Here is a 21,796-nt window from a genome sequence, read left to right on the forward strand (position 1 = left end):
TCTGTGCAATTTCCGTTGTGCCGGGGCCTTGGCGACTCCTCATGGAGTGCGGCTACGGGAGCCACGGCACCTTGCACATCTCATTCCTCATCCACAATTCCTTCGGTTTCGGCGGCACGATCCGCACCACCATCAATCTCGCCAACGCGCTCGTGGAACAGCATGACGTGGAGATCGTCTCGGTCTACCGGCACAGGGACGCACCCGTGTTCCCCGTCCACCCCCGCATTGCGCTCCGGCACCTGGTGGACCTGAGGAAGGGGACACCGGGGTATGAGGGCGACCTGCCCGAGGCCGGTGAATCCGCTGCCGTCTTTCCCCGCAGCGAGACGCAGTATCCGTACTACAGCGCACTGACCGATCAGCGGATCGCCCAGCACTTGGGCGCTCTGACGAGCGACGTCGTCGTGGGCACGCGGCCGGGCCTGAACGCGCACATCTGTCTGCAGGCCAAGCGGGGTCCGCTGCGGGTGGGCCAGGAGCACCTGACCTTCAGCAACCACCCGCGGGCACTGCGCATGACCTTGCGTCGGCTGTATCCACGCCTGGACATGCTGACGACCACCACGCTGGCGGACGCGGACATCTACCGGACGAGGATGACGCTGCCGGGCGTGCGCGTCGAAGCATTTCCCAATCCCGTCCCGGCGCCTACAGGAACCCCGCCGAGCAGCAGGGACAAAGCAGTTGTCGCTGCCGGAAGGCTCGTACCGCCCAAACGGTACGACCTCCTCATCCGGGCATTCGACAGGGTCCGCGCCGAACGCCCCGACTGGGTTCTGCGCATCTTCGGACCAGGAATCGCGGGAGGCCACGGAACACAACTCCAGCGCCTCATCGAGAAATTGGACCTGGAAAAGCACGCTTCGCTCATGGGCGCGGTCTCGCCCCTCGATCCCGAGTGGCTCAAGGCGGGTCTCGCCGCAAGCGCCTCGGACCACGAATCGTTCGGCATGACCATCGTCGAGGCCATGCGGTGCGGTGTGCCCGTCGTCTCGACCGACTGTCCCCTGGGGCCGAGAGAAATCATCTCCGATGGAATCGACGGACGTCTCGTGCCCGTGGGTGATGAGAAGGCGCTTGCGCGCAACCTCCTCGAACTCATCAATGACGATGACCTCCGGCAGCGTATGGCCGATGCGGCTCAAGCCTCTTCGGCGCGATACGAACCTGCGCTCATCGCCGACCGCTTCGCCGACACCTGCGCACGACTGACGGGGCGGGGCTCCACGAGCGGGGGGTTCAAGGCTGTCGCGCACCAGACCCGAGGCTCGGTGATCGGCGCGGCCTACGGTCTCAAGGACGCGGTGAAGCAGAGGCTGCAGAGGTCCCACTGAGCCACATCCGTCAGCCGTCCGCGGGCTCGTGTCGCGTCAACGCCCACAGCGCGAGCCCGAGGCAGCTGAACGCGGCACCCAGCGCGCATACGGCGCCCCAGCCGGCCACCGTGTAGAGAGAGGTCGCGGCGATGGCGCCGGTGGCGCTGCCGATCGAGTAGAAGACCATGTACCCGCCGATCAACCGGCTGCCCGCGTCGGGACGCAGCGCGTAGATCAGGGTCTGGTTGGTGACGTGCACCGCCTGCACGGCGAGGTCGAGCAGGATCACCCCGACGACCAGGGCCCAGAGCGAGTCGCGGGTGAACGCCAGGGGCACCCACGAGACGGCGAGCAGCGCCAGGGCGATGCCGGTGGTCCGCCGGGAGAGTCCGCGGTCGTTCAGGCGCCCGGCCGCGGTCGCGGCCAGGGCGCCGACGACGCCGATGAGGCCCAGTGCCCCGATCGCGCTGTGGGACAGGGAGTACGGGGCCTCGCTGAGGGGGAGCGCGACGCTGCTCCACAGCGTGCTGAAGGCGGCGAAGATCAGCAGGCCGAACAGGGCCCGGAGCCGCAGCAGTCGTTCCCGTGCGAACAGGGTGAGGGTCGAGCGCAGGAGCTGTCCGTAACGCAGGGTGGTGGTCGACGGTGCGTCGCCGTGGTGGGGAAGTGCGCGGTACAGGATCAGGGCGAGGAGTGCGGTGAGCGACGCCGATGCGAGGTAGACGGAGCGCCAGCCCGCGAGGTCGGCCATGAGTCCGGACGCGGTGCGGGCGAGCAGGATGCCGATGACGACGCCGCTGGTGACCAGTCCGACCACGCGTCCGCGCTCGGCGGGCGGGGCCAGTGATGCGGCGAAGGCGACCGACGTCTGGGTGACGACCGCGAGGAGGCCCGTCGCGGCCATGCCCGCGAGCAGGATCGCCGCTGTGTGGGCGGTGGACACCACGAGCAACGCCACGACGAGGAAGAGGAGTTGGGCCACGATGAGTCGCCGACGGTCGGCCATGTCGCCCAGCGGCACGAGGAAGAACAGCCCCAGGCCGTAGCCGACATGCGTGAGGGTGACGACGCTGCCGACGAGGGCCGGGCTCATGGCGAGATCGTCGCCCATGGTCACCAGGAGCGGCTGGGAGAAGTAGACGTTGGCCACCGAGGCCCCGCAGGCCACGGCGAAGAGGAGGACGACCCCTCGGGTCAGGACGAACGCGGAACCGCCTTCCCCGCTTCGGGACCTGGGCCTGGTGCTGGACCTGAGGCCGGACATGGGCGCCCCCTTCGCTTGCTGGTTGCATCTTGCTACCACTATTGGCGTCGGTGAAGGTAACGCTTTTTGGTAGCATGTTGCAACCGACGTCCGTGTCGGCGAGAGGCAGTGAGAGGCGAGGACGCCATGGTGACCAGGACGCGTTTCGACGACAGTGACTGCCCGGTCGCCCGGTCGGTGGACGCGATCGGCGACTGGTGGTCCCTGCTGATCGTGCGGGACGCCTTCGACGGAAGCCGTCGTTTCGGGGAGTTCCAGCGCAGCCTCGGGGTGGCCAAGAACATCCTCACCGCGCGGCTGCGGAGCCTGGTCGCGGGCGGGGTCCTGGAGTCCGTTCCCGCCTCGGACGGCAGCGCCTATCGCGAGTACGTGCTGACGCCGAAGGGCGAGGCACTCTTCCCCGTCATCGTGGCGCTGCGGCAGTGGGGCGAGCAGAACTTCTTCGACCCCGGCGAACCCCACTCACAGTTGGTCGACCGTCGGCAGGGGCGCGGCCTTCGCCCGCTGGAGGTCCTGTCCGCGGACGGGCGGCGGCTGAACCCCGAGGACACCGTCGTTCACAAGGTCTCCGACCAGTGAGTGACGGCTGCCGGGAAGCGCGTCAGACCAGGCGTACGTCTGCGCCGTCGATGACCAAGGCCTGGCCGTCGCGCAGCGTCCGATGAGCGACCCCGGCCGCCCGGTAGCTGGCCGCCACGACGCCACAGGCCTCTGTCTCGGGATGGCCCGGCGAGTCGACGTGGGGCACGACCGCGTGGTCAAGAACCCCGAGACCGTCCCAGACCGTCGGGTCGCCGTACGTCTCGGGCACCGCGTTCGGGTCGTCGCAGGCATCGAGTCCGCGCAGGCTGGGGGCGAGGACGCAGGCGCCGGCGCTGTAGCCGGCGTAGACCAAGGTGTCGCGTTGCAGGAGGGCGGTCACCGCGGCGTCCGCACCGCTGCGGGCCAGCGCGTAACGCAGCATGAACGAGTTGCCGCCGCGTACCCAGAGCGCTGGAAAGCGGCTCAGTGCGGCCTCGGCTTCGGCCGCGGGGCGGTCGAAGAAATCCCGCAGGTCCAGTTCGCTCGGCCGTAGTCCCCACGAGGCCAGCGCGGCGAACTCCCGCTCCACGCCGGCCTTGCGCGCGTCCTCGGGCTGCTCGTCCACGGCGTTCGCGATCACCGCGATCTCAGGTCGTGCCCCTGCTCCGCCCAGGAGTCCAAGGAGCTGCTCAGGGTGGTCGCCCAGGCGGAACGACGAAAGGTACATGCGCATGCCCGGACCCTAATCGGCGCCCACCCGGGCCGCACCAAGATTTATCGCCCACATAATCTCGTCCGCCGAGGGATAGCGGGGGGCGGGCCATCGCGTCGTGATGGTTGCGAAGAAGGGGAGGGTCGATGGAGGCCTCAAGTCACGACGAGTTCCGGGAGTTCGTAGCGATGCGCTCCACCGCGCTGCTGCGGCTCGCGGTGCTGCTCACCGGTGGGGACCGGCATGCGGCGGAGGATCTGCTGCAGATTGCGCTGATGAAGGCCTACGGACGCTGGGCGAACATCGAGCAGCCCGAGGCGTATGTCCGCCAAGTCCTGTACCGCCAGCAGGTCAGCCGCTGGCGGCTGCGCAGACATCGCGCCGAGACGACGGTGCCCGTACTGCCCGAGCCCAGCGGTGAGGCCGGCCCCGAGTCGGACACCGAGCTGCGGATCGCGCTGTGGGCGGCGCTGCGTCGGCTGACCAAGCGGCAGCGGGCCGTGGTCGTGCTGCGCTACTTCGAGGATCTGCCGGAGGGCGAGGTCGCGGCGCTCCTGAGGTGCCCGGTCGGCACGGTGCGCAGTACCGCGCACCGCTCACTCGCCAAACTCCGCGCGCTCGTCCCGGAGCTCGGGCCCGAAAGGCCCCTGGAACAGGCGCAGTCGCTCAGCTACACGCCGAAGGAGATGCAGGGATGACGACGGAGCGGGTGGAGGAGAAGGTCCGGGAGACGCTGCACGCGGTCGCCCTGGATCAGGTGCGCGCGCCCGGGGACCTGGTCGAGAGGGTGGAGCGGCGGCGCAGCCGGCGCCGCGTCTCGCAGGTCGCGGGGGCGGCGGTGGCGGTCGCCGCGATCACCATGGGGGCGTTGTTCGGCTTCGGCGGCGCGGGTGCGACCGACGACGACCGTCCCGCACGGCCCGCGGTGTCACCGGAGGGCTGGAAGCCGTGGCAGAAGGATGTGGCGGGTTCCGGCGAGCGGGGCTGCCTGGTGGACGGGTCGGCGCTGTACTGCGCCGGGTCCAAGTACGACGCCGCCAAGTTCGACGCGAACACCGGCGAGCGGCAGTGGGCGGTCAAGGTCAACCGCGAAGGCGACGGGATGGACCATCCGTTCGCCGTGCGCGACGGCGTGGTCTACGCCTACCGCAACCACACCACGAAGAACGAGCCGGGCGGCGACTACGCCGGTGGCACCGACCTGATGGCGGTGGACGCCGACGACGGCGACGTGCTGTGGACGGTCGAGATGCCGCAGGACGACCGCACCGATCAGGCCGCGATGCTCATCGACGGCGCGGTCCTCGTCAACACGCCGAACCTGCGTACGGTGTCGGCCCTTGATCCGCGGACCGGCAAGGAGAAGTGGCGCCACACCTGGGACAAGGGTGTCGCGTGCCAACGTGCGGTGCTGGGCGGCGTACCCCACCTGGCGTGCATGCCGGACGTCGAGAAGCCGGACAGCAGCGACATCCTGCGACTCGATCCCGCCACCGGAGACGCCAAGAAGATCGCCACGCTCCCCGGCGGGAAGCAACTCATCGGTACCTCGGGGGACCGCATGGTGCTGACCGAGGCGATCGACCGGACAAGCGGCTTGGACTTCCCCGCCCGCCGGGATCTGCGGCTGACCACCATCAGCGACTCCGGCGAGCAGACCTCGCACTCTTTTCGGGTCGACGGGCACCTGGCCGCCTTGGATGTCCTCGGCGACCGCCTGATCACCGTGAACTGGAAGGCCGAGGCCTCGGCCTATTCGCTGACCACGGGAAAGACTCTGTGGACGGGGCCGGTCGGCATCAAGCTGCCCGACAAGGACACCGTGCGTGAGGTCGCGCTTCCCGTGGTGTCGATGGCACAGGGGGTCGTGTACTTCCTCGGCGAGGGCGGGGGCCTGTCCGGCCTCGATCTGAGCACGGGCGAGCAGGTCTGGCGTGGAGACGTGGACTTCGGCGAGCCGAAGCAGGGCCCCGGCTACTGGAGGTCGCCGCAACTCCTGCTCTACAAGGACGTGTTGGTCGCGCGCATGGGAGGCGAGATCGTCTCGCTGCTGCCGGAGGTCGGTCACTGACCTCGCGGGGGGTCGGTCACTGACCTCGCAGGGGTCGGGCCGGGGTGGCTCTTCTTGCCCCGGCCCGGCCCTATTTGCTGTCAGACAGCGGATTTCAGGTGTCAGAGCATGATGAGCAGACGCGTCTTCGGCTTGAGTTTCCTGTTCACCGAGCGGCTCTGTACGTAGACCTCCAGCTTGGGATTGTTCCCCGCCTTCACCGAGACCGTCCCCTGAATGCCGGACCCGAAGAGAAGGCTGCGCGCCGCGTCTCCCGTATAGGCGCGATCGGTGTCCTTCTCGACCACGATGACTTCCTTGTTCGGCTGGACCTGAGCGCGGGCTCCCAACTGGTAGTAACAAGAACCGCGTTCGTAGGAGACGCCCGGATGCGAGTCGACGAAGGGGCGTATCTCGACTTCCTTGTCGACCTTCAGGAGCCGGTATTTGTCGGCCGGAATGGGTTCGAGATTCGCCCGTACTTCGTCGACCGATATGTCCTGGCCGACGGCGAACAGATTCTTCGTGCCGCGTACACCCTGCTCGCGGGCCCGGAGGAAGCTGGTGGCGGCGGCGCGCACGGTGCCGATGGCCTCCTCGACGCCCTCCTGGGAGTCCGCGTCCCAGATGGCTATGTTCCCGGCCGGGAAGCCGTAGTTCTGCGCTGTCCGCTTGGCCAGCGAGTTCGGCACGAGGATGGCGGACGTCCAGTGGCCCGGCAGTCCGCCCATCTTGGCCGCGATCCTGTCGAGCCAGGGGCCGAGTATCTTCATGTCGCCGTCGTGCCGCCTGTCGCCGCCGGAGGCGTTCTCCTCGCCGTCCGTCACCACGATCTGGAGGAAGCTGTGCTCGCCGTATTCCTCCCAGATGTGTCCCAGGTCGTCCAGGGACTTCAGTGAGGCCTCAATAAGTGCGGTGGCCCCGTTGTTGACTTGGTAGAGCCCCCGCATGGACGGGAGATGCTTCACATCCATGTCCCAGACGAGATTCTCGACCCTGTGGTCGAAGGAGTAGAGACTGATTCGGGTCTCGTGGCCGAGGCTGTCCGATTCGGCCTTCAAACCCGCCACGAACTCGTCCACCACACGAATGAGTTGACTCTCATGAGGACGCATGGAACCCGAACAGTCCACTACCAGCGCGACGTGATTCACCTTGTGCTGAATCCTGTTGGCGGACATGTTTCTGCTCCTTCTCCGAGGGCTGCTTCCCGAGTGATTCCACTCTATGGGGAGGCACTGACAACGCCCCTTGAGGAACCGTCAGCGGCCGTCGTCACCAAGGGAGAAGTGGCGTGGGGCGGACGCGAGTGCGGCCGCCCAGGTCTCGCGGTCGGCGCGCGCCGAGCGACGCGTGCTTGTGCGCGATCCGGCGCAGCATCAGGCCGGGCCGGTCGTCCGGGTGCTCGGCCAGGTTAGGAGCCGCTCAGCACAGGAGGTGGGCGGCGCGGGCGAGTCCGTCCAGGGCGCGGTGCTGTTCGTCCGACCACCGCCTCGCCTGCTCGTGGTGGGTGGAGACCACCCCGATCAGAGTGCCGTCCCCGGAAGTGATCGGAACTGAGACACAGGCGCCGACGGATGCCTCCTCCAGCACCTCCAGGGCCGGGGTGCCGATGAAGAACGGGCAGGCGGCCACCTCGTCGACGATGACCGGTCTGCGGTCCTGCGCGGCAAGGCCGCACGCGGTCTCCCGGTCCGCCACCGTCTCGAAGTAGGTCAAGAACGGGTGGTCGAAGCCCCGTTGGGCCACGATGCGCAGCAGTCCGCTCTCCGCCTCGTACAGCTGGGCGTTGCCCATCGGCGCGCCGGTGATCTCGAACGCCGCCGACAGCGCCGCCGACACCACGGACACCCGTAGGTTCCGCTCGCCCTCCGACAGGGGCGCCGTCGCCAGTTCTCGTACGATCCGCAGCCCTTCCGCGTCTCCGCTCAGCTGCAGCGGACGCAGCACCGCGCTGTGGGCGCGCTCCACCACCAGGCTGCCGCCCGCCGCGTTGGCCCGCAGCCGGGCGTCGAGGAGCATGGCCACTCCGTCCGTCCCGCAGAACGTCACCCGGCTCAGGTCCAGCAGCAACCGGCCGCCAGGTTGCTCCATGCGCCGCAGTTCGCGATCCAGAACCGGTACGGACGCCACGTCCAGCTCGCCGGCCACGCGGAGGGTGATCTGGCCCTCTGCCCTGGCGACGCCGACCCGCAGGGCCCGCGACGGCGGGGACCACTCCGTCCGCACCCCGTCCTCGAACCCGCTCTGTGTGCCCATGCCCGCGAAGCCGTTCCCCGTGCCCATGTCCGCCCACGTTAGGGCCGGATTCACCCACGCCGGGCGCACTTCACCAGGCCGATCTTCTATGGTGCCGATCCGGCCAGAAACGTGCAGTCTCGCCAATCCCGCACAGCACGGTTGTCACGTCAGGATGAAGCCGGATGCCTCGTCGGTCCCCTACGCTCCGGCATGCGCGCGAGCTCGACGCCAGATGCGGCGCGTCGCCCCTCTCGAACGGAGCCGACATGGAGTATCCGGACCTCTCCGCACTTCCCGACGAACTGCAGGAGGTCGTGACCTCGTACGGATCGCTCAACGTCTTCCGGATGCTGATGCACGCACAGTCCCTCGCACCTGGCGTGCTGACGCTCGGTGACGCGGTCCTGCAGCGCAACTCGCTGCCCGACACCTTGCGCGAACTCGCCATCGTGCGGGTCGGCCGGGTCTACGGAGCGGCCTACGAGGTGCACCACCACGAGAACATCTCTCGTCTGGTCGGCCTGGGCGAGGAGGCGATCACCGCCGCCGAGACCGGCTCACCCGGGAAGCTCTCCGGCCCCGAAGCCGCTGTCCTGACCGCCACGGACCGGCTGCTCGCCCACCACACCCTCGACGAAGCCACACGAGAGGAACTCCTTGCGTTCCTGACGGTCAACCAGCTCGCGGACCTCGTCATCACCGTGGGCTTCTACCAACTCATGTGCGGCTTCCTCAACACCTTCGAGGTGACGACCGAGGGCGAGCCCACCGCGCCCTACGGTGAGGCGCCCCCACGGTAGGAAGAGCGGAGAGCCCCAGGTCAGTCCCCGCGCTTGCGGCCCTTCGAGTCGTTCCGGCCCCCGCGGGGGTGCCACAGCCGCAGCCATACGTCCCGTGCGTGGCGCCCTGCCTCCGTGCGGCTGCGCGCGACCATCTCGCGGGCCTCGTCGTGTGTCTCGACCATGGGTCCTGAGCCACGCAGCGGCCGTCCCGCGGTCTCGTGCAGGAAGAACGTCGCGACCAGGCCGATCGCCCCGGCCACCATCAAGTAGAAGGCGGGTACGAGCGTGTTGCCCGTCTTCTCGACCAGGAAGGAGGCGAGCAGCGGGGTGGTGCCGCCGAAGAGGGAGACGGAGATGTTGTAGGCGATCGACAGGGCTCCGTACCGCAGGCGCGTGGGGAACAGGGCGGGCAGGGTCGCCGCTGCCGTGCCGGCGAAGCAGACCAGGAGCAGGCCGAGGATGGCGCAGCCGAACGCGGGCAGGAGGATGCCGCCCTCCCGGATCAACAGGAAGGCCGGAATGGCGAGCGCGATCAGGGCGATGCTGCCGCCCATGAACATCGGGCGTCTGCCCCACCGGTCGGAGCTGCGTCCCACGGTGGTGATGGCGAGAGCCACGAGCAGCATGGTCCCGAGCACCAGCAACTGGGCCGTCGTGTCGCTCTCGCCCAGCGTCACGGTCATGAACGTGGGCAGATACGACGTCACCATGTAGTTCGTGACGTTGTAGAGCAGCACAAGGCCCATGCAGATCAGCACCGCCTGCCAGTGGCGGGTGAAGATCTCCTTGAGGCGTCCCTTGCCGGACTGGCGTGCCTGCTCGACGGGGTCGTCCTCGCCCTGCTCGGCGCCTTTCTCGCGCTCGGCCGCGGCGCCGGCCGCCTCCTGCTGGAAGGCGGGCGTCTCCTCCAGCTTCAGCCGCATGTAGAGGCCGATGAGGCCGAGCGGCCCCGCGATGAAGAAGGGGATGCGCCAGCCCCAGCTCTCCAGACCGTCCGTCCCGAGGGTCAGCGTGAGGACGGTGACCAGACCCGAGCCCAGGGAGTAGCCCACGAAGGTGCCGAAGTCGAGCCAGCTGCCGAGGAAGCCGCGGCGCTGATCGGGCGCGTACTCGGCGATGTAGGTGGTGGCACCGGCGTACTCGCCGCCCGTGGAGAAGCCCTGCACCAGACGGCACAGGAGCAGCAGGAGCGGGGCGGCGAATCCGATCGAGGCGTACGAGGGCAGCAGGCCGACCGCGAAGGTGCTCGCCGCCATCATGATCATGGTTGCCGCGAGCACCTTCTGCCGGCCGATACGGTCGCCCAGCGGCCCGAAGACAAGACCGCCCAACGGGCGAACGAGAAAAGCCGCGGCGAAGGTGGCGAACGTGGCGACCACTTGCGCCCCGGGAGAGCTGGAAGGAAAGAAGACTTTGCCGATCGTGCCCGCCAAATAGGCGTAGACGCCGAAGTCGAACCACTCCATGGTGTTGCCCAGCGCGGCCGCCGTCACCGCGCGCCGCACCTTCGGGCGATCCGAGACCATCACGTCATCGGCGCTGAGCGTCTTCTTCCTGCGGCGCAGCAGCGTGCGCGCCATGCGGTCGGTCTCCGACCGTGAGCTACGCGTCGATTCCGTGTCCGGTCCCCGGGGCCGCCGGGGCTTTCGGTGCGGCAGGCCTTTCGCCATGAAGCTTTTCTCCTCTTGCCTGAGAAAAAGCCGTGTCGCCGCAAAATTAGGCTGATCAAGAGGGACCGGCAAATTATCGGACCGAGACGGACTCCCTGGCCCACTCCTTGGCCCGGAGAGCCTCGCCCATGTTCTCCTCGCGCCAGCGGCGCAGCAGATCGTGGAAGGCGACGGCACCGTGCGGGTAGGCCGTGGGGCCGTTCGGGCGTCCGCGGCCCTCGCCGTTGTAGTAGCCGGGGGTGCACTCGGCGTGGAACCACGCGTGGTCCGGGGCGCCCTGCGCGCAGACGTCGACCCAGGCGTCCTCGACCTCGGGGGCGGGCTCGATGACCGCGCCCTTCTCCTGCGCGGCGGCCACCAGGGCGGCGGCGTGCAGGGCCTGCTCGTCCAGGATGTGCGTGTAGTTCACGCTGCTCGCGTTCTGCAGCGAGCCCATCCGGATCAAGTTCGGGAAGCCGTTGCTGGTGAAACCGTGCAACGTGCGCGGACCCCGCTGCTTCCACGTGTCCATGAGCCGTACGCCGTCGCGGCCGGTCACCGGCAGCTTTCCCGAGGTGATGCCGGAGACGCCCACGGAGAACCCGGTGGCGAACACCAGGCACTCGACCTCGTACTCCACGCCGCCCACCATCACCCCACGCTCGGTCATGCGCTCGATGCCGTGGGAGTCGGCCGTGTCCACCAGGGTGACGTTGGCGCGGTTGAACGCGGGCAGGTACGTGTCGGAGAACGTGGGGCGCTTGCACGCGTAGCGGTACCAGGGCGTGAGGGCCGCGGCGGTGGCGGCGTCGGTGACCTCGGCGGCCACGCGTGCCCGGATCTGGTTCATCGTGGCGTGGTCGGCGGCCTCGTAGGCGGCTTCGAAGTCCGGCTCACCGTGGCGGCGGAAGCTGGGCAGGAGCTTTTCGAGCAGGCCGGCGGACGCCGTCCAGCGGTCGGCGACCAGGTCCTGTGCGGCCTCCTCGCCGGAGCAGATCCGCAGGAAGTTCTCACGGCGCTCGCCGGCCCAGCCGGGCCGGTCCGCGCCGACCTCCCGCGGCGTCATGCGCTGCTGGCCGCGTACGTCGACGGCGGAGGGGGTGCGCTGGAAGACGTACAGGTGTCCGGCGTCCTCGGCCAGCATCGGGATGACCTGGACGCCCGTGGCGCCGGTGCCGACGACGCCGACCCTCTTGCCCGTAAGGCCGTCCATGCCGCCTTCGGGGCTGCCGCCGGTGTAGCCGTAGTCCCAGCGTGAGGTGTGGAAGGTGTGGCCCCGGTAGTCCTCGATGCCGGGGATGCCCGGCAGTTTGGGCTCCGAGAGCGTGCCGGTGGAGGTGATGACGTAGGTGGCCCGGAAAGCGTCGCCCCGGTCGGTGCCGACCACCCACTGCTCGGCCGCCTGATCCCACGTCAGGTCGGTGGCGGCGGTGGAGAACAGGGCGTGCTCGTACAGGTCGAACTGCTCGGCGACACGCACCGCGTGACGGCGGATCTCCTCGCCCGGTGCGTACTTCCACTCGGGCACGTATCCGGTCTCGTCAAGGAGCGGCAGGTACACGTGGGACTCGATGTCGCAGTGGATGCCGGGGTAGCGGTTCCAGTACCAGGTGCCGCCGAAGTCGCCGCCCTTCTCGATGACACGCACCGTCGCCACGCCCTGACGGCGCAGACGTGCGCCCGCCAGGATGCCGCCGAACCCGCCACCGACGATCGCGACGTCCACCGTGTCGTGCAGCGGCTCGCGCTCCGTGACCTCGTCGGTGTACGGGTCGGCGGCGAAGTAGCCGAACTCCGCCTCCGTGGAACGGTATTGGGCCGTTCCTTCCGGGCGTACGCGACGCTCCCGCTCGACGCGGTAGCGCTCGCGCAGGGCGACGATCTCCTGCTGGGTGGGCTGCTGGGGGGCGTGAGGCAGGGGCATTCTGCGGGTTCCTCTCGTGGGGGGGAGGTGCGCGGGCGCCGTGCGGGCGTGATCTGTGCCCTCGCCGGGGCGCCCCGAGCGGTCACAGGTACCGTAACCCAGGAACCGGACAGTGTTGTCCGGTTGGGGTCGATCCCGCCACGGCCGGCCCGTGCGCCACGACATGAAAGGCCTGCGATGCCCAAGCCCACCCCCGCCTCACCGCTCCGCGACTGGCTGGCGGAACCCACCGCCGGACAGATCCTGCGTGGGTTCCTGGCCTCCCAGGGGCAGAGCGAAGAAGCCCTCGCGCCCGCTCTCGCCCTGCCGTTGGAGCAGCTCGTGCGGATGTCCGCGGGGAAGTTCCCCGCGGAGCTCGTGGACACGCTGGTCACCGCCGCCGAGACCGGACAAATTCCCGACGGCGTGCCGACCGCGCCGGCGGCCGACGCCCCCGCGGTCGCGGTCGCGGAGCCTGCCACCGGCGTCGAGATCGGCGCCCCCGAGCCGTGGACCGAGCAGGTCACGCCCGGACGCTTCGCAGGCCAGCACGTCGTCGTCACCGGAGCCGCCTCCGGCATCGGCCGTGCCGTCGCCTCCCGCATCGTGCGCGAGGGCGGCCGCGTGGTCGCCGTCGACATCTCCGCCGACGGCCTCGCGGCCCTGGCCGCCGACCTGGGCGAGGCGCTCGTGCCCGTCACCGCGGACATCACCGGACCCGCGTCCGCCGAGACGGTCCTGGCCGCCGCGGCCGGCCGCGTGCACGCCCTGGCGAACGTCGCGGGCGTGATGGACGACGACGCCGCCGTGCACGAAGTCGACGACACCACCTGGGAACGCGTGATGCGCATCAACGTCGAGGGCCCGATGCGCCTGATGCGCGCCGTCGTGCCCGGCATGCTCGCCGCGGGCGGCGGCCGGATCGTCAACGTCGTCTCCGAGGCGGCTTTGCGCGGCTCGGCGGCCGGCGCCGCGTACACGACCTCGAAGCACGCGCTGGTCGGCCTGACGGTGTCGTCGGCCTACCAGTACGCGGGAACGGGCGTGCAGGTCAACGCCGTTGCCCCCGGCGCGGTGGCCACCGGCATCACGATGCCTGCCGTCGCCCCGTTCGGCTCGGCCCGTACGGCGAAGATGCGCGTCGCCATCCCGCGCCTGGCCATGGCCGACGAGCTGGCTGCCTCGATCACGTTCCTGCTCAGCAGGGACGCGGTGAACATCAACGGCGCCATCCTGCCCTCCGACGGCGGCTGGTCGGCCGCCTGACCACCGACCGCACAGCGCCCGCCGCTCGAGCCGCCTCCTGCACATCACCACGTCCGGCCCACCCGGACGACGAGAGGGAGCACCCCCACCGCATGACCACCCACCCCACACTCCACTCCACACCCCACCGCCACCCTCGCGCCGCCTTGGCCGCTCTGGCCGCCGGCGGCCTGCTGGTCCTGGCCGGATGCGGCACCCAGACCTCCGGCGCCCCGGCCTCGCGCCCCGCCTCGTCCGGCGAGGGCAAAACCATCCGCGCCACCCAGGTCGCGCACGTGACCGACCCTCACGAGGCCACCGGCAGAACCCTCCTGGAGGGGCCGCTCCTGCGGGAGAACGGCGACCTGTACGTCGTGGACGTCACCGCGCCCGCCGGTAAACCGAAGGTCATCTCCGTCGACCTGGCCACCGGAAAGCACAAGGGCGTCTACACCGACAAGACGGGCGCCTACACCTCCGCGCAGATCAGCCCGTACGACGGCCGCCTCTATCTCACCGACTACACCGGGTCCGTGGTCAGCACCGAGCCGGACGGCTCGGACCCGCGCACGTTCTTCTCCGGTGAGGTCGACGGATCGGCCATGAACCTCGACGACATCGCCTTCGACGACGAGGGCAACCTGTACATCAGCGACCTGCACGGCATGAAGCCCGGCAAGGCCGATGGCCGCATCGTGCGCATCGACCGCGACGGCGAGCAGGCCACCGTGCTGGCCGACGGGCTCGCCCACCCCAACGGGGTGACGTTCGACCCCGAGCTGCGTGGCCTGTGGATCAGTGAACTCGCCGAGAACACCGTCTCCTACCTGCTGCTCGACGCCGACAAGACCACCGTGACCTCCCAGCACGAGGCCGTGCACGTCGATGCCGGTGTGGCCCAGACCGACTCCATAGCCGTGGACGCCGACGGCAACCTCTACCAGGCGCTGCACGGGCGGCCGGCCATGGCCGTCTTCAGCCCGAACGGCGAACGGCTGGCCACCGTCGAAGTCCCGGCCAAGGCCGCCGAGGGGCTGGAGTCGGCGACCAACGTCGCCATCACGCCGGGCGGCAGGAAGGCCTACATGACCGTGAGCGGACCCGACGGCGGCTACGTCTACCGGTTCACCGCGCTCGGCGACGGCATCCGCCAGTCCAACGGCGGCTGACGCTCACATCGGCGCGTCGGTCTCGACGGGCCGCAACGGCCCCACCTCGACGCCGAGCAGACGCCAGGCCGCGAGAGCGCGGCGCTCCCGCTCGGCAGGGGTGGGGCCGGTGACGGCCCCGGAGACCATCGCGACGGCCAGCATGGCGTCGTCGGCGGACAGCCGGTGCCCGGCGGGCAGGCACCGGGACAGGACGCTGTGGACGCGCCCCGCCAGCGCCCGTGCCTGCTCGCCGTCGCCCCGGGCGCCGCGTATGCGCAACAGGTCCACGAACGCCGTCGAGTGGGTCAGGTGCCAGGTGACCACCCCCAGGACGCTCGCCGGGCCCGCGTCGGGCTCGTCCGCGGCCTGTTCGATCTGCCGGACGTTCTCGTCGAGGACCGCCGAGGCCAGCGCGACCCGGTCGGCGAAATGCCGGTAGAGGCTGCCCTGCCCCACCCCGGCGCGGCGCGCGACGGCCGACAGCGGTGCGTCGAGACCTTGCTCGGCGAACACCTCGCGGGCGGCAGCGATCAGGGCGGCGCGATTGCGTGCCGCCACCCGCCGCCCCTGGTTGGCCGGGCGGGTCGCGCCGGCCGCGCTGTCACGGACGGGCGGCCGGGCGCCATGGGGTGCGGAGGGGTTCGTCACGCTGGAAGGGTAGTACGACCCCTCTGTCCGGCTTCGCAGCCCAGCCGCCTGCGGGGGAGCGTCGGACCCGAGGCGGTCCTGCTTCAACGAGTGGTGTGTTTGCGGGCTCGGTAGGCGGCGGCCTTGACGCGATTGCCGCAGGCCTGCATGCCGCACCACGTACGGCGGGTGCCGCGGGAGCGGTCGAGGTACAGGCGGGTGCAGCTCGGGCGGCCGCACTCCTTGAGACAGGTGTGGGGGTCGGCGAGCAGGGTGATGGCGCGCCGGGCGATGTGGGCGAGCGCGGAGGTGACATCTCCCGTCCGGCGTATACCCGCGTCGCCGAGATGAAGAGCCGGGGGCGGTCCGGCGGCGGCGTTGTTGAGGATGTCCAGACCGGCCGGCTCGTAACGGCGGCCGTGCATGCGGTCGACGGCGAGCCGATGAATGGCCTCGCGGAGCTCTACGGCGCCGGTGAGGGCCGTGGCGTCGGCGCTGACCTGATCCGGGAGCTCGTCGCAGGCCAGCACCCACTGTTCGAGGTCCTCGGGCGTGGTCAGGAGGTCGCGGGGCTGGTCGCGGCGCGATTCCACGGTGGCGACCAGGTCCAGGGCGGGGTTGCCGCTCACGAAGGCGAAGTGCACGTCACCATCTTGACCGGTGACGCGGCTCCGGGCAAGACTCGTCACCTGTTCAGCCGGTGACGCGCGGCGGGGTCCGCAGGGTTCTCGGCACGCCCAACTGCTGTGAAGAGGAGCGCGGATGCCGGGTACGGACGATGTCGAGGTGGTCGTCTTCGACGTGCTGGGGACGATGGTGGACGAGTCCGGAGGGCTGCGGGCGGCCCTGCATGAGGCACTGCCCGCCTCCGTCGATGGGGCGAGCGTGGAACGCATGCTCACGGTCTGGCAGGAGCACGTCGAGCGTGAGCAGCGGCGCATCGGGGAGGGAGTGCGCGCATATGCGAACAGTGAGGTCATCGACCGGGAGGCGGCCGAGCGCGTGGCCGAGTGCGCCGGGCTGAGCGATCCGGCGGCCATCGGTCAGCTGGCGCGGGCATCGCAGCGCCTGAAGCCGTGGCCGGATTCCGTCGCCGGGCTCGCGCGGCTCGCGGGACGGTTTCCGGTGCTGGGTCTGTCGCATGCCGCCCCGGGGGCGTTGTTGCGGTTGAACGCGTACGCCGGGTTGCGCTGGCATCAGGCGTTGTCCGGCGAGGAGGTGCGGGCGTACAAGCCCGCGCCGGAGGTCTACCGGCTCGCGATCGAGGCGGCGGGGTGCCCGGCTGAGCGGGTGTTGATGGTCGCCGCGCACGCGTGGGACCTGCGAGGGGCTCAGGCGGCGGGGATGCGGACGGCGTACGTGCGGCGACCGGTGGGAGACCCACCGCGAAGCACCGACACGTTCGACCGAGAGGTGCAGAGCCTGGAGGAACTGGCGGCCGCACTGAAGGTGGCGTAGTGGGGCAGCAAAAAACCCCGGACCTCGTGCTGAAGTCCGGGGTTTCGCCTTGAGCGCTGGGCAGGCCTTGCACCTGCATTTCCCCGCAGGAAGCGGGGCGTCTTTCCTTGGACGACCAACGCCGGGCCCGCTGCCGGGAGTTCTCCGGCCGCAGGCTCAAGATCAACTATACCGTACGAAGGGGAGGGGCGAAAATCGGTTGCCCGTCGACGGCGGCGGATGCACTGTCAGGCGTGATCATCGAGCCTCGGTCGAATCGCCCTACGGGAGGCGCCCGCGCATGAGTACGTCACCATTGCCGGTCGGAGTGGGGCGGGCTGACGGCCCGTCCGTTCGGATCGGCGCTCTCGTCCCGCTGACCCGGCCCGGCTGGGTCGAGGCGGGCCGGCAGCTGCTCGCAGGACTCGAGCTGGCCGTTCATGAGGTCAATGACGCCGACGGGATCGCCGGTAAGCCGCTCGAACTGGTGGTCAGGGACACCGCTGCCGATCCGCTCAAAGCCGCGGCGGCCGTGGACGAACTGGCCGCTCTGGGCGTGGCCGCCGTGGTGGGGGAGTACCACAGCGTCGTGGCACGTGCCGCTGCCGGGCGGGCCGACGCACTCGGCCTGCCGTACCTCTGCTCGTCGGCGGTCCTCGACGCGCTCACCGATCAACCGACGCGATGGGTCGCGCGCCTGTCTCCGCCCCAGTCCCGAGGGTGGCGGGTCTATGCGGACTTTCTGCTCGGCGCGGGCCACAGCCGCATCGCGGTGGCGACCCAGCCGAGTGTCTACTGGGCAGCCGGGACGCGCATTCTGCAGGATCACCTCGCGCCACGCGGCGGCCGTGTCATCGAACTCGACATGAGCGCGCTCACCCCCGCGGCCGTGTGCGACGCACTCGTCGACCAGGAAGCGACCGCGCTCCTTCTGCTGGTCGGTCACCCGGAGCCGGCCGTCCCGATCGTCAAGGCCGTCCGCCGCGACCCCCGTCTCGCGGAGGTGCAGATGGGTGCTCCGGCCGGGCAGCCGGAGTTCGCCGAGTGGGCGGCGCTGCTGGGCGACGACGGCGCGGCGATCCCCTTCCTTCGCTACCTGCCCGAGCGCCTGAGCCCACTCGGTGCGCGAGTCGAGACGGCCCTTCGTGAGCGGCTGGGTGACGCGCCCTCCTTCGTCGCCTTTGAGGGGTACGACACGGTCGCCGTCCTGGCCGAAGTCCTGCGCTCCCAGGGCGCGGACCGGACGCGCATCGCCGAATCCTGGCCGCGCGTCACCGTCGAGGGCACCCGCGGGCAGATCCAGTTCTCACGTACGCCGGACATCAATGTCTGGCAGTGGACCCGGACGCCGATCCAGGTGGTCGACCGAGACCCGGCGGAACCTGGCCGCTTCCGAGTCCTGCACGCCGACTGAGCGGGAGACGGTCATCACGCCCGTCGGTCGAAAACCAGGTGCGGGCAGTTGGTCCGGTGATGTGTGATCGGCGCCATGGCGATTGTGTTGCGTGTGCCGGGAGTTGACGGGCTCAGCGAGGCTGTGGGCGCGCTGCGGGAGTGGCAGGGCGAAGGGGCGCCGATGCAATTGCATCCGGGGGACCTGGGGTGGTTCTGGCGGTCAGGTGCGGAAGCGACGGCCGCGGCGGTCCGGACGTGGAGCCGGGGCGGGCGGATTCTCGCGATCGGACTGCTCGACGGCCCAGACCTGTTGCGGCTGACGATCGCGCCGGACGCCCGCCGGGACGAGGAGCTCGCGCGGCAGTTGGTGCGGGACGTGACCGAACCGGAGCGCGGCGTGCTCCCGGCCGGGAAGGCGAACATCGAGGCGCCGATGGACGCGCTGGTCCAGGACCTGCTTGCCGAGGCAGGCTGGCCCACCGACGATCCGTGGACGCCGCTGCGCCGCGACCTCACCGAGCCGGTGAAGGGCCCCGAGCTGCGGATCGAGACGATCGGTCCTGAGCGGGCCCACGTGTTCGCCGCCGTACTCCGGGCGGCGTTCGAAGGGGCGAAGTTCACGGGCGAGCACTGGCAGGCACTGGCGGCCGGATCGCCGTACGCCACCGCTCGCTCTCTGATCGCCCACGACGACCAGGGCGAGGCGGTGGCGGCGGTGGCCGTGTGGTCGGCCGGTCCGGGCAGGCCGGGGCTCCTCGAGCCGATGGGCGTCCACGCGGCACACCGCGGTCACGGCTACGGCACGGCGATGTGCGTCGCCGCGGCCGCCGCACTCCAGGAGATGGGCTCCTCCAGTGCGCTGGTCTGCACGCCGAGCTCGAACGTCGGAGCCGTCGCCACGTACCGGGCGGCTGGTTTTCAGCAACTGGCCGAAGTACGGGACCGGTTGCGCGAGGCGTGACCGCCTCAGTGACCCCGCGGTCCGGTCACCGGCGCGGCTCCCAGCGGAAGAGGCGAGGCCAGGGCGGCGGAGACGATGACCCAGCTGAGGGCGGGCAGCAGCAGCGGCAGAGACTCGGCCACGGGGACGCCGCCGTTCCAGGCGTTGAGGACGAGTGCGGGCGAGTGCGAATGAGTGCTGTGGCCGAGCCGCCGGGGAGCAGCCGCTTGAGCAGGGTCAGCTCCTCGGTCCCGGTGATGGCCACCCCAGTTTGGCGACGGCGATGGCCCCCAGGCTGATGGGCAGCGTCGTCACCTGGGCATGCCCGGGGGAGTTGGTCACGCCCGCGGACTGGTGTCGAGGTCATGCGTCCCTCCCAGCCCGCCGTACGCGGACCTGGCAGGGGCGTGGTGTCACCGCCGAGCCGTGACATTTCTCGGGGCACACCCATGACGCGGTGTCACTGGTGCCGCCCGCGAAGTGCGACGAATACTGCGGCAGACGCTGCCGTACGACCCCGGAGACCCACGCATGGAAACCAGGCCCCCGCACCCTGCCCTGACGGCCCCCACGGCCGTCTTCCCCCTGGTCAGCGCGGCGCTCGCCCTCTCCTACCGCGGCGCGGGCGCCTATCCTGACGCCATGCAGCCGTGGTCCCGGAACAGTCAGTGGCCGAGGCGGACGGCCGCGACCGACGCGTCGCTCGCCGTGGCGAGCGTTCAGGTGGAGCGCGGGCACAGCCTGCTCTCCTTGCGCGCGGGCAACGGCCGGTGAGGCCACCTCTCCGGACGGCACAGGCGTCGCCCGAGCACGCCCGGACCACGCAGGGGCGGCTGCGCAACGTCAACCTGACGATGTTCATCCCGCCGCTCGCTGTCGTCGGCGCGGTTCTCGTGGTGATCGACGCCCGGTCCTGGGGCGAGGCCGTCGTGCTGACCCTGGGGGTGGTGGCGGGCCTGGTGGTCGTCGAGCGGTGGACGGCGGGCGGCACCTCCCGCGTCGTGCTCCCCTGCCTGGCCGTCGCCGCTGCCGTGTGGGTGCTCGGGGTACTGGTGACCGACAGTCGCACGGCTTGCTACGGCATCACGATCGTGGGGCCCTACTTCATCTCCCAGCTGCCCCGTCACCGAGGCGCGGCGACCCTGGCTCTTGCTGCGTTCATCGCCGGGGTGGGCGCGACGAGGCTGCTCGAAGGGCCGGACGACGTCTCCCGCGTACTGATCCTCTTCGTCCTCCTGCCCACGGGCATCACCGTGGCGGCGACCGGCCTCATGTTCGTCAACCAACGCTTCTACCGCGTCGTCGAGCAGTCCCGGGAACGCGACGCGGAGCTGGCCGTCATCCGCGAACGCGTCCGCTTCGCCAGTGATCTGCACGACATCCAGGGTCATACCCTGCACGTGGTGAAACTGAAGATCACGCTGGCCGAGAAGCTGCTGCACAGCGACATCGCGCGTGTGCAGGAGGAACTACGCGAGGTGCACGCCCTGGTCAGCGACACCCTCACCCAGACCAAGGAACTCGCCTACGCGCAGCGGCGGCTCAACTTGTCCGTGGAGCTGGAGAACGCGAAGAACCTCTTCGAGGCCGCGGGCATCCGCGTGCGGGTCAACCGCGAGGCCGACGTGGACGAGAGGGTCAACGGGCTGCTCGGCCAGGTGCTCCGTGAGACGACGACCAACATCCTGCGTCACGCGGACGCCACCCGGGTGCGGATCACGCTCTCCGCATCGGGCATCACCATCGTCAACGACGGCGCGCCCGAAGGCCCCCTCCCGAAACTCGGCGGCCTGGCCACCCTCAAGGAACGCGTGGGTGACGACGGAGGCGAGCTGACGGTGGAGCAGAAGGACGGGCGCTTCGTCACCGCTGCCGCGTTCCCCCGGCCCGGATCAGCGACACCGCCCTTCCTGGCGCGGGAGGACGAGCGATGACCACCGTGGTGCTCGCCGACGACGAGGTCCTGCTCCGCAAGGCACTCGCCGCACTGCTGCCGCTCGAAGGCGACATCACCGTGCTCGCCGAAGCGCAGGACGGCACATCGGCGATCGAGGCCACCCTGCGCCACCGGCCCGACGTGCTCGTCATCGACCTGGAGATGCCGGGTGTGGACGGCCTCGGCGCCGTCGCGGAGATCCGCCGCACGCAGCCGGACCAGGTGATCCTCATGCTGACCCGGCACGCCAGGCCCGGGGTGCTGCGCAAGGCGCTGAAACTGGGCGTCCAGGGCTTCGTCAGCAAGTCGGCGGAGCCCGCGCACATCACGTCGGTCATCGCCACCCTGCACGCGGGCAAGCGCTGGATCGACCCGGACGTCTCGGCGCTCGCCGTCGTCGACGACTGCCCCCTCACCGACCGCGAGATCGACGTGCTGCGGGTGACCGGTGAGGGGTATTCCGTCGCTGACATCGCCGTCCGCCTCAGCCTTGCGCAAGGCACCGTACGCAATTACCTCTCGAACGCCATGCAGAAGACCCAGACACGAAGCCGGCACGAAGCGGCGCGTTACGCGCGGGAACACGACTGGCTCTAGTGGCGCACGGAGGGTGCGGGACGGTG

General features: G+C 70.1%; 20 protein-coding genes and 2 pseudogenes. 13 read left to right on the forward strand and 9 right to left on the reverse strand.

Features of this window, described 5'->3' with window-relative positions; translation table 11 throughout:
* The first annotated feature begins 71 nt into the window (after positions 1-71).
* Complete coding sequence (locus tag AB0M70_RS10820) at positions 72-1,337, forward strand: glycosyltransferase family 4 protein (protein ID WP_365818803.1); 1,266 nt, start codon at positions 72-74, stop codon at positions 1,335-1,337.
* Positions 1,338-1,347: 10 nt separating this feature from the next.
* Here the strand turns inward: AB0M70_RS10820 and AB0M70_RS10825 are convergent, their stop codons facing one another.
* A complete protein-coding gene (locus AB0M70_RS10825; protein ID WP_365818603.1) occupies positions 1,348-2,583 on the reverse strand; it encodes an MFS transporter in 1,236 nt (411 codons plus the stop codon).
* A gap of 126 nt (positions 2,584-2,709) precedes the next feature.
* Here AB0M70_RS10825 and AB0M70_RS10830 point away from each other — a divergent pair, with 126 nt between their 5' ends.
* Positions 2,710-3,162, forward strand: a complete 453-nt coding sequence (locus AB0M70_RS10830) for a helix-turn-helix domain-containing protein (RefSeq protein WP_365818605.1) — start codon at positions 2,710-2,712, stop codon at positions 3,160-3,162.
* A gap of 22 nt (positions 3,163-3,184) precedes the next feature.
* On the opposite strand, the gene AB0M70_RS10835 is transcribed toward AB0M70_RS10830, so the two are convergent.
* Positions 3,185-3,838: a Type 1 glutamine amidotransferase-like domain-containing protein gene (locus AB0M70_RS10835; protein ID WP_365818607.1), complete on the reverse strand. Its 654-nt coding sequence runs from the start codon at positions 3,836-3,838 to the stop codon at positions 3,185-3,187.
* A gap of 125 nt (positions 3,839-3,963) precedes the next feature.
* Here AB0M70_RS10835 and AB0M70_RS10840 point away from each other — a divergent pair, with 125 nt between their 5' ends.
* Both AB0M70_RS10840 and AB0M70_RS10845 read left to right on the forward strand, forming a co-directional pair.
* Positions 3,964-4,515 carry a SigE family RNA polymerase sigma factor gene (locus AB0M70_RS10840; RefSeq protein WP_365818609.1) on the forward strand — a complete coding sequence of 184 codons (552 nt, stop codon included), beginning with the start codon at positions 3,964-3,966 and terminating at the stop codon, positions 4,513-4,515.
* Positions 4,512-5,888, forward strand: coding sequence for a PQQ-binding-like beta-propeller repeat protein (locus tag AB0M70_RS10845; RefSeq protein WP_365818611.1), 1,377 nt, complete (start codon positions 4,512-4,514; stop codon positions 5,886-5,888). Before AB0M70_RS10840 ends, AB0M70_RS10845 begins: the two co-directional genes overlap by 4 nt.
* Before the next feature lie 101 nt (positions 5,889-5,989).
* On the opposite strand, the gene AB0M70_RS10850 is transcribed toward AB0M70_RS10845, so the two are convergent.
* The 3 genes and pseudogenes from AB0M70_RS10850 to AB0M70_RS10860 all read right to left on the reverse strand — a co-directional run.
* Positions 5,990-7,048: a vWA domain-containing protein gene (locus AB0M70_RS10850; RefSeq protein ID WP_365818613.1), complete on the reverse strand. Its 1,059-nt coding sequence runs from the start codon at positions 7,046-7,048 to the stop codon at positions 5,990-5,992.
* 160 nt (positions 7,049-7,208) lie between these two features.
* A pseudogene (locus AB0M70_RS10855) lies at positions 7,209-7,718 on the reverse strand (GAF domain-containing protein); the annotation flags it as partial.
* Between the two features lie 48 nt (positions 7,719-7,766).
* Positions 7,767-8,153, reverse strand: a pseudogene (locus AB0M70_RS10860) (STAS domain-containing protein); the annotation flags it as partial.
* 221 nt (positions 8,154-8,374) lie between these two features.
* Here AB0M70_RS10860 and AB0M70_RS10865 point away from each other — a divergent pair.
* The gene (locus AB0M70_RS10865; protein ID WP_365818615.1) at positions 8,375-8,908 is read left to right on the forward strand and encodes a carboxymuconolactone decarboxylase family protein; all 534 of its coding nucleotides are present in this window, start codon (positions 8,375-8,377) and stop codon (positions 8,906-8,908) included.
* Positions 8,909-8,928: 20 nt separating this feature from the next.
* Here AB0M70_RS10865 and proP read toward each other — a convergent pair whose 3' ends face one another.
* Positions 8,929-10,470 carry a glycine betaine/L-proline transporter ProP gene (proP, locus tag AB0M70_RS10870; RefSeq protein WP_365818617.1) on the reverse strand — a complete coding sequence of 514 codons (1,542 nt, stop codon included), beginning with the start codon at positions 10,468-10,470 and terminating at the stop codon, positions 8,929-8,931.
* A gap of 163 nt (positions 10,471-10,633) precedes the next feature.
* Positions 10,634-12,463 carry an NAD(P)/FAD-dependent oxidoreductase gene (locus tag AB0M70_RS10875; protein WP_365818619.1) on the reverse strand — a complete coding sequence of 610 codons (1,830 nt, stop codon included), beginning with the start codon at positions 12,461-12,463 and terminating at the stop codon, positions 10,634-10,636.
* Between the two features lie 177 nt (positions 12,464-12,640).
* On the opposite strand from AB0M70_RS10875, the gene AB0M70_RS10880 reads away from it, so the two are divergent.
* Together AB0M70_RS10880 and AB0M70_RS10885 are read left to right on the forward strand one after the other, a co-directional pair.
* Entirely contained in the window at positions 12,641-13,708 is a 1,068-nt protein-coding gene (locus tag AB0M70_RS10880; protein WP_365818621.1) for an SDR family oxidoreductase, read from the forward strand.
* 92 nt (positions 13,709-13,800) lie between these two features.
* Complete coding sequence (locus tag AB0M70_RS10885) at positions 13,801-14,856, forward strand: SMP-30/gluconolactonase/LRE family protein (protein WP_365818623.1); 1,056 nt, start codon at positions 13,801-13,803, stop codon at positions 14,854-14,856.
* A 3-nt stretch (positions 14,857-14,859) separates the two neighbouring features.
* Here the strand turns inward: AB0M70_RS10885 and AB0M70_RS10890 are convergent, their stop codons facing one another.
* Both AB0M70_RS10890 and AB0M70_RS10895 read right to left on the reverse strand, forming a co-directional pair.
* Positions 14,860-15,396 carry a helix-turn-helix domain-containing protein gene (locus AB0M70_RS10890; RefSeq protein ID WP_365818805.1) on the reverse strand — a complete coding sequence of 179 codons (537 nt, stop codon included), beginning with the start codon at positions 15,394-15,396 and terminating at the stop codon, positions 14,860-14,862.
* 173 nt (positions 15,397-15,569) lie between these two features.
* Complete coding sequence (locus AB0M70_RS10895) at positions 15,570-16,109, reverse strand: ABATE domain-containing protein (RefSeq protein WP_365818625.1); 540 nt, start codon at positions 16,107-16,109, stop codon at positions 15,570-15,572.
* 118 nt (positions 16,110-16,227) lie between these two features.
* Here AB0M70_RS10895 and AB0M70_RS10900 point away from each other — a divergent pair, with 118 nt between their 5' ends.
* The 6 genes from AB0M70_RS10900 (at position 16,228) to AB0M70_RS10925 (ending at position 21,770) form a co-directional block, all read left to right on the forward strand.
* On the forward strand, positions 16,228-16,923 hold the full coding sequence (locus AB0M70_RS10900; RefSeq protein ID WP_365818627.1) for a haloacid dehalogenase type II: 696 nt from the start codon (positions 16,228-16,230) through the stop codon (positions 16,921-16,923).
* A gap of 280 nt (positions 16,924-17,203) precedes the next feature.
* Positions 17,204-18,316: an ABC transporter substrate-binding protein gene (locus AB0M70_RS10905; protein WP_365818629.1), complete on the forward strand. Its 1,113-nt coding sequence runs from the start codon at positions 17,204-17,206 to the stop codon at positions 18,314-18,316.
* Positions 18,317-18,391: 75 nt separating this feature from the next.
* On the forward strand, positions 18,392-19,258 hold the full coding sequence (locus AB0M70_RS10910; protein WP_365818631.1) for a GNAT family N-acetyltransferase: 867 nt from the start codon (positions 18,392-18,394) through the stop codon (positions 19,256-19,258).
* A 510-nt stretch (positions 19,259-19,768) separates the two neighbouring features.
* The gene (locus AB0M70_RS10915) at positions 19,769-20,011 is read left to right on the forward strand and encodes a hypothetical protein (RefSeq protein WP_365818633.1); all 243 of its coding nucleotides are present in this window, start codon (positions 19,769-19,771) and stop codon (positions 20,009-20,011) included.
* Positions 20,008-21,171, forward strand: a complete 1,164-nt coding sequence (locus AB0M70_RS10920; RefSeq protein WP_365818635.1) for a histidine kinase — start codon at positions 20,008-20,010, stop codon at positions 21,169-21,171. Before AB0M70_RS10915 ends, AB0M70_RS10920 begins: the two co-directional genes overlap by 4 nt.
* Positions 21,168-21,770, forward strand: a complete 603-nt coding sequence (locus tag AB0M70_RS10925; RefSeq protein ID WP_365818637.1) for a response regulator transcription factor — start codon at positions 21,168-21,170, stop codon at positions 21,768-21,770. Before AB0M70_RS10920 ends, AB0M70_RS10925 begins: the two co-directional genes overlap by 4 nt.
* Positions 21,771-21,796: the final 26 nt, after the last annotated feature.

The organism is Streptomyces sp. NPDC051214 (assembly GCF_040682375.1).
Classification (GTDB): Bacteria; Actinomycetota; Actinomycetes; order Streptomycetales; family Streptomycetaceae; genus Streptomyces.

Coding starts and splice junctions, on each gene's coding strand:
- AB0M70_RS10825 (WP_365818603.1), bottom strand. CDS start 2,583: ATGTCCGGCCTCAGGTCCAGCACCAGGCCCAGGTCCCGAAGCGGGGAA.
- AB0M70_RS10830 (WP_365818605.1), top strand. CDS start 2,710: ATGGTGACCAGGACGCGTTTCGACGACAGTGACTGCCCGGTCGCCCGG.
- AB0M70_RS10835 (WP_365818607.1), bottom strand. CDS start 3,838: ATGCGCATGTACCTTTCGTCGTTCCGCCTGGGCGACCACCCTGAGCAG.
- AB0M70_RS10840 (WP_365818609.1), top strand. CDS start 3,964: ATGGAGGCCTCAAGTCACGACGAGTTCCGGGAGTTCGTAGCGATGCGC.
- AB0M70_RS10845 (WP_365818611.1), top strand. CDS start 4,512: ATGACGACGGAGCGGGTGGAGGAGAAGGTCCGGGAGACGCTGCACGCG.
- AB0M70_RS10850 (WP_365818613.1), bottom strand. CDS start 7,048: ATGTCCGCCAACAGGATTCAGCACAAGGTGAATCACGTCGCGCTGGTA.
- AB0M70_RS10865 (WP_365818615.1), top strand. CDS start 8,375: ATGGAGTATCCGGACCTCTCCGCACTTCCCGACGAACTGCAGGAGGTC.
- proP (WP_365818617.1), bottom strand. CDS start 10,470: ATGGCGCGCACGCTGCTGCGCCGCAGGAAGAAGACGCTCAGCGCCGAT.
- AB0M70_RS10875 (WP_365818619.1), bottom strand. CDS start 12,463: ATGCCCCTGCCTCACGCCCCCCAGCAGCCCACCCAGCAGGAGATCGTC.
- AB0M70_RS10880 (WP_365818621.1), top strand. CDS start 12,641: ATGCCCAAGCCCACCCCCGCCTCACCGCTCCGCGACTGGCTGGCGGAA.
- AB0M70_RS10885 (WP_365818623.1), top strand. CDS start 13,801: ATGACCACCCACCCCACACTCCACTCCACACCCCACCGCCACCCTCGC.
- AB0M70_RS10900 (WP_365818627.1), top strand. CDS start 16,228: ATGCCGGGTACGGACGATGTCGAGGTGGTCGTCTTCGACGTGCTGGGG.
- AB0M70_RS10905 (WP_365818629.1), top strand. CDS start 17,204: ATGAGTACGTCACCATTGCCGGTCGGAGTGGGGCGGGCTGACGGCCCG.
- AB0M70_RS10910 (WP_365818631.1), top strand. CDS start 18,392: ATGGCGATTGTGTTGCGTGTGCCGGGAGTTGACGGGCTCAGCGAGGCT.
- AB0M70_RS10915 (WP_365818633.1), top strand. CDS start 19,769: ATGGAAACCAGGCCCCCGCACCCTGCCCTGACGGCCCCCACGGCCGTC.
- AB0M70_RS10925 (WP_365818637.1), top strand. CDS start 21,168: ATGACCACCGTGGTGCTCGCCGACGACGAGGTCCTGCTCCGCAAGGCA.